This is a genomic window from Streptomyces pseudogriseolus (assembly GCA_002154585.1).
Classification (GTDB): domain Bacteria; phylum Actinomycetota; class Actinomycetes; order Streptomycetales; family Streptomycetaceae; genus Streptomyces; species Streptomyces pseudogriseolus.
This window is the reverse complement of the sequence record MUNG01000339.1, coordinates 1-5,359: the sequence shown is the minus strand read 5'-3', so window position 1 is coordinate 5,359 and position 5,359 is coordinate 1. Positions and strand designations below refer to the sequence as shown.

General features: G+C 72.2%; 6 protein-coding genes. 4 read left to right on the top strand and 2 right to left on the bottom strand.

All coding sequences use genetic code 11. The annotated features are described in order from the left end of the window. Positions 1 to 89: 89 nt before the first annotated feature. From CCN29_RS26480 to CCN29_RS26470, 3 genes are all read left to right on the top strand, one after another. On the top strand, positions 90 to 1,043 hold the full coding sequence (locus CCN29_RS26480) for a TerC family protein (RefSeq protein WP_086685013.1): 954 nt from the start codon (positions 90 to 92) through the stop codon (positions 1,041 to 1,043). Between the two features lie 20 nt (positions 1,044 to 1,063). Beyond that, positions 1,064 to 1,324 (top strand): hypothetical protein, encoded by a 261-nt coding sequence (locus tag CCN29_RS26475; RefSeq protein ID WP_086685010.1) that lies wholly within the window; start codon positions 1,064 to 1,066, stop codon positions 1,322 to 1,324. Positions 1,325 to 1,400: 76 nt separating this feature from the next. After that, positions 1,401 to 2,315, top strand: coding sequence for a HipA family kinase (locus CCN29_RS26470; RefSeq protein ID WP_031023118.1), 915 nt, complete (start codon positions 1,401 to 1,403; stop codon positions 2,313 to 2,315). Positions 2,316 to 2,374: 59 nt separating this feature from the next. Here the strand turns inward: CCN29_RS26470 and aceB are convergent, their stop codons facing one another. Beyond that, positions 2,375 to 4,000, bottom strand: coding sequence for a malate synthase A (gene aceB / locus CCN29_RS26465; protein WP_031023117.1), 1,626 nt, complete (start codon positions 3,998 to 4,000; stop codon positions 2,375 to 2,377). 164 nt (positions 4,001 to 4,164) lie between these two features. Continuing rightward, positions 4,165 to 4,764 carry a nucleotidyltransferase family protein gene (locus CCN29_RS26460; RefSeq protein ID WP_086685007.1) on the bottom strand — a complete coding sequence of 200 codons (600 nt, stop codon included), beginning with the start codon at positions 4,762 to 4,764 and terminating at the stop codon, positions 4,165 to 4,167. 260 nt (positions 4,765 to 5,024) lie between these two features. Between CCN29_RS26460 and CCN29_RS26455 the strand changes: the two genes are divergently transcribed. Then, complete coding sequence (locus tag CCN29_RS26455; protein WP_442538499.1) at positions 5,025 to 5,276, top strand: DUF5955 family protein; 252 nt, start codon at positions 5,025 to 5,027, stop codon at positions 5,274 to 5,276. The last annotated feature ends 83 nt before the right edge of the window (positions 5,277 to 5,359 follow it).

Sequence of the window (5,359 nt, the reverse complement as noted above, 5' to 3'; positions counted from 1 at the left end):
CCGGATGCCCCAGACTCGGGAACAGGGCTGCCGTACGAAAGAACGCCCGGGGGGACCGCCGTCCGACCGCGCCCAGAGGAGGCGGGCCCGTGCATGACGTGCCGTTCTGGCTGTGGATCGTCTTCGTCGTCATCGTCGTGGTGTCCCTCGCGGTCGACCTGTTCGCGCACCGCGCCGCCCACACCATCGGTTTCCGCGAGGCGACCGCCTGGAGCGCCGCGTGGATCACCCTGGCCGTCCTCTTCGGCGGCGTGGTCTTCCTCGTCGTCGGCACCGACGCGGGCGTGGAGTACACCACCGCCTGGCTGCTGGAGAAGAGCCTGTCCGTCGACAACCTCTTCGTCTTCGCCCTGATCTTCGGCTACTTCCAGGTGCCACGCGCCTACCAGCACCGCGTGCTGTTCCTCGGTGTCCTGGGCGCCCTGGTCTTCCGCGGCCTGTTCCTCGCGGCCGGCGTGGCCGTGGTCAGCAGCTTCACCGCCGTGCTGTACGTCTTCGCCGCGATCCTCTTCTGGAGCACGTACAAGATCCTCAAGGGGGAGGACGAGAGCTTCGACCCGGGCAGGAGCGTCGCGGTCCGGCTGCTGCGCAAGGTGATCCCGGTGCGGGACGAGTACGCGGGACCGCACTTCTTCGTCAAGGAGGCGGGCCGCCGGGTGGCGACCCCGCTGCTCGCGGTCGTCGCCGCCATCGAGGCCGCCGACCTGGTCTTCGCCGTCGACAGCGTGCCCGCGGTCCTCGCCGTCAGCAGCGACGTGTTCATCGTCTACACCAGCAACGCCTTCGCCATCCTCGGCCTGCGCGCCCTGTACTTCATGCTCGCCGGCCTGCTCGACCGCTTCCACTACCTGAGCTACGGCCTGGCGCTGATCCTCGGCTTCATCGGCGTCAAGCTCGTCCTCCAGGCGACCCACGAGACCGTCAGCACCGCCGTCCCCGAGATCCCGTCCCTGGTCAGCCTGGCCGTCATCGTCGTCGTCCTGGCCGTGTCGATCACGGTGAGCGTGCTCCGGCCGCCCGCCGAACAGGACGAAAACGCGTAAAGCGGGCGTAAAGTGGAAGCATGAGCAGCGACCGCAAGCGCCCCGGGACCCGGCCCACCGAGCTGCTGTGCGGCTCGTGCGGACAGCCGGTCGAGACCGTCGTCACCCGGCACAAGACCCTGGGCGTCAACGTCCCCCGCTGGCGGGCGGGCCCCTGCCACAACCCCGACTGCCGCGACTACGTCCCCGAGATGGTCCCGGCGGACACCCTGCGCCCCCGGACCGAGGAACCGGTGACGCGGGCCGAGGAACGCGAGAAGGAGACCGGACCGTCCGCCTGACCTGCCCCGGCGCCGCCCCACCCCGCGCGGTTAGGATGCCTGTCCGACGTCGTACGAGGATGGGGTGGCCCGGAGCATGCTGAAGCAGGTCACCGCCACCCGCTACATCGAGCCCCTGCACTCCGGGGGCTCCGTGCCGGGCGTCGTCGAGGCGGACGACCTGGGCACGTACGTCGTGAAGTTCACCGGCTCAGCGCAGGGCCGCAAGGCGCTGGTCGCCGAGGTGATCGTCGGCGAGCTGGCGCGGGCGCTCGGACTGCGCTTCCCCGAGCTGGTCCTCGTGCACTTCGACCCGGCGATCGCCGACGCCGAACCGCACCAGGAGGTCCGCGACCTGCACGCCTCCAGCGCCGGGGTCAACCTCGGCATGGACCACCTGCCGGGCGCGCGCGACTTCACCCCCGAGGTGGCCGAGCAGGTCGCCGTCGACCCGCTGGAGGCCGGGCGGATCGTGTGGCTCGACGCGCTGACCGCGAACGTCGACCGCACCGTGCACAGCTCCAACCTGCTCCTGTGGCCGACCCTCGGCGTCGTCCCGCCCCGGCTGTGGCTCATCGACCACGGCGCGGCGCTCGTCTTCCACCACCGCTGGGACGCCGGCGACCCCGAGAAGGCGTACGACTTCCGGCACCACGCCCTCGGCCGGTACGGGCCCGACGTGCGCGCCGCCGACGCGGAGTTCGCGCCCCGGGTGACGGAGGAGCTGCTGCGGTCGATCGTGGACGAGGTGCCCGACGCCTGGCTGGACGGCGAGCCCGGGTTCGACTCGCCCGAGGCGGTCCGCGCGGCCTACGTGGACCACCTGCACGCGCGGGCGCGGGCGTCCGCCGCGTGGCTGCCCCACGACTTCCCCACGGCCGACGAGATCGCCGCGGAGAACGCCCTCCGCGCGGCCCGCACGCAACGGGGCCGCCCGGCGTGGCTCAAGCAGGTGCCCGACCTGCACGGCCGGCCGGCCGTGGAACAGGACGGCACGGTGCACCTGCGGTGACAACAGGCCGAGTGGCCCCGGGAGATCCCCTGGGCCACTCGGGCACGTGAACCGGACCGTCAGCCCTTCAGCTGCTCGTACGCCGGCAGGGTGAGGAAGTCGGCGTAGTCCTCGTCGAGGGCGACCTTGAGCAGCAGGTCGTGCGCCTGCTGCCAGTTGCCCGCCGCGAACGCCTCCTCGCCGAGCTCCGCGCGGATGTTCGCCAGCTCCTCGGCGGCGACCTTCCGGGCCAGCTCGGGAGTCGCCTTCTCGCCGTTCTCGAACTCCACACCCGCGTTGATCCACTGCCAGATCTGCGAGCGGGAGATCTCCGCGGTGGCCGCGTCCTCCATCAGGTTGAAGATCGCCACCGCGCCCAGGCCGCGCAGCCACGCCTCGATGTACCGGATGCCGACCTGCACGGCGTTGACCAGGCCCGCGTACGTCGGCTTCGCGTCGAGCGAGTCGATCGCGATCAGGTCCTCGGCCGTGACGTCGACGTCCTCGCGCAGCCGGTCCTTCTGGTTGGGCCGGTCCCCGAGCACCCGGTCGAACGACTCCATCGCGATCGGCACCAGGTCCGGGTGGGCGACCCAGGAGCCGTCGAAACCGTCGTCCGCCTCGCGGTCCTTGTCCGCCTTCACCTTCTCGAACGCGACCTTGTTGACCTCCTCGTCCCGCCGGGACGGGATGAACGCCGCCATGCCGCCGATGGCGTGCGCGCCGCGCCTGTGGCAGGTGCGGACGAGGAGTTCGGTGTAGGCGCGCATGAACGGGGCGGTCATCGTCACCGCGTTGCGGTCCGGCAGCACGAACCTCGGCCCGCCGTCACGGAAGTTCTTGACGATGGAGAACAGGTAGTCCCAGCGGCCGGCGTTCAGCCCGGAGGCGTGGTCGCGCAGCTCGTAGAGGATCTCCTCCATCTCGTACGCGGCCGTGATCGTCTCGATCAGCACGGTGGCGCGGACCGTGCCCTGCGGGACGCCCAGGTAGTCCTGCGCGAAGACGAACACGTCGTTCCACAGCCGCGCCTCGAGGTGCGACTCCGTCTTCGGCAGGTAGAAGTACGGGCCCTTGCCGAGGTCGAGCAGCCGCTTGGCGTTGTGGAAGAAGTACAGGCCGAAGTCGACGAGCGCGCCCGGCACCGGGGTGCCGTCGGCGTCGGTGAGGTGGCGCTCGTCCAGATGCCATCCGCGCGGGCGCATCACGACCGTCGCCAGCTCCTCCTCCGGGCGCAGGGCGTACGTCTTGCCGGTGCGCTCGTCGGTGAAGTCGATGCTGCGGGAGTAGGCGTCGATCAGGTTGAGCTGGCCGGTGACCACGTTCTCCCAGGTGGGCGCGGACGCGTCCTCGAAGTCCGCGAGCCACACCTTCGCGCCGGAGTTCAGCGCGTTGACCGTCATCTTGCGGTCGGTCGGTCCGGTGATCTCGACACGGCGGTCCTCCAGGGCCGGCGGGGCCGGGGCCACCTTCCAGGAGTCGTCGGCGCGGATCGCGGCCGTCTCCGGGAGGAAGTCGAGGGTGGAGGTGCGGGCGATCTCGGCGCGGCGCTCCGCGCGGCGGGCGAGCAGTTCGTCGCGCCGGGGCGTGAACCGCCGGTGCAGCGCCGCCACGAAGGCGAGTGCCGTCTCGGAGAGGACCTCCTCCTGCCGCGGCAGGGGCTCGGCGTCGACGATGGCCAGCGGGGACGGCGCTGGTGCGGACATCAGCTGTCACTTCCTTCGGCGTGCGGGGGGGGGCACCGGGTGCCGGGTGCCGGGCGACCCGGGTACGGCGAGGACAGGCCCTTGCTCCGGGCACAGGGCTTCTGAGCAGTGGATACTAGTTTTCTCATGGTGGAAGTTCAATGTTTTGTTGATGCCGAGAGTCCTCATTCGAGGTGCGTCAGATCGGCCTCCGTGTCGATGTCGTACGCCTCCGCGACGTCGCCGCACTCGACCAGTGCGACGGCGTCCGCGTGCTCCCTGAGATAGGCCCGTGCCCCTCGGTCGCCGGTCGCGGTCGCGGCGATCCCCGCCCAGTGCGCGGCGCCGAACAGCACCGGATGACCGCGTACGCCGTCATACGCCGCCGAGACCAGCGAGCGCGGCGACCGGTACGCGCGCCGCACCCGGGCCACCGCCTCCGGGCCGATCCCCGGCTGGTCCACCAGCAGCACCAGCACGGCCCGCGCGTCCGTGCCCGCCAGCGCGTCCAGCCCGGCCCGCAGGGACGTGCCCATGCCCTGCTCCCAGTCCGGGTTGTCCACGAGCGCGCAGCCCGGCAGCGCGGCGCGGGCGCGCACCTCCTCGGCACGCGCCCCGAGCACCACGTGCACGCCCGCGCAGCCGCCCGCGCGGAGCACCTCCGCCGCGTGCTCCACGAGGAGCCGCCCTCGGTGCGGGAGCAGGGCCTTGGGGCGCCCGCCGAGCCGGCGTCCGCCGCCCGCCGCCAGCACCAGGCCGGCCACCCGGTTCTCGTCGTCCGTCATGCCCCCTGCATACCCCACCCGCCGCCGCCCGCACGGGGGTGCGGCGGTGGTTGCCCCGGGTCGCTGTGTCACGCTGCGGAACATGTTGATGACGCAGCGGGGTGGCGCAAAGGCCCCGGGGTGGCGTTTACTGGCGCGCACCGGTCCGCGGGGGCGCGTGGGGCCGGGTCAGGGGAGGCGCACGACGACCTGCCAGGGGGAGGACCGTGTTGCGAGGCGTGGACCAGAGGTGTGTGCCCGGCAGTCCGGTGGATCCGCGGGTGACGGAGCTGCGCTCCGCCGTGGCCCGGTTACGCCGCCAGCTGGCCGCACACCGTGCCGAGTTCCGGGACCGGAGCATCGCGGAGGAGGCCCTGGCCACGCTGGCCGCCGCCGACCGTCCCGACGTCCCGATGCTGCGCCGCTCCCTGCTGCTCGTCGCCGGAGCCATCGGCTCGGTGAGCGCCCTGGGGGACGGTCTGCGTCAACTGCGTGAGGCGGTCGACCTCTTCGGAGTGTCACCGCGAGCGTGACGCACGGGTGTGCGAGGGGCCCGTCTCGCGGGTGGTTCTTCCGGCGCGCCGGCATCGGCGACGGGCCCGGGGCGGGGGTGGCG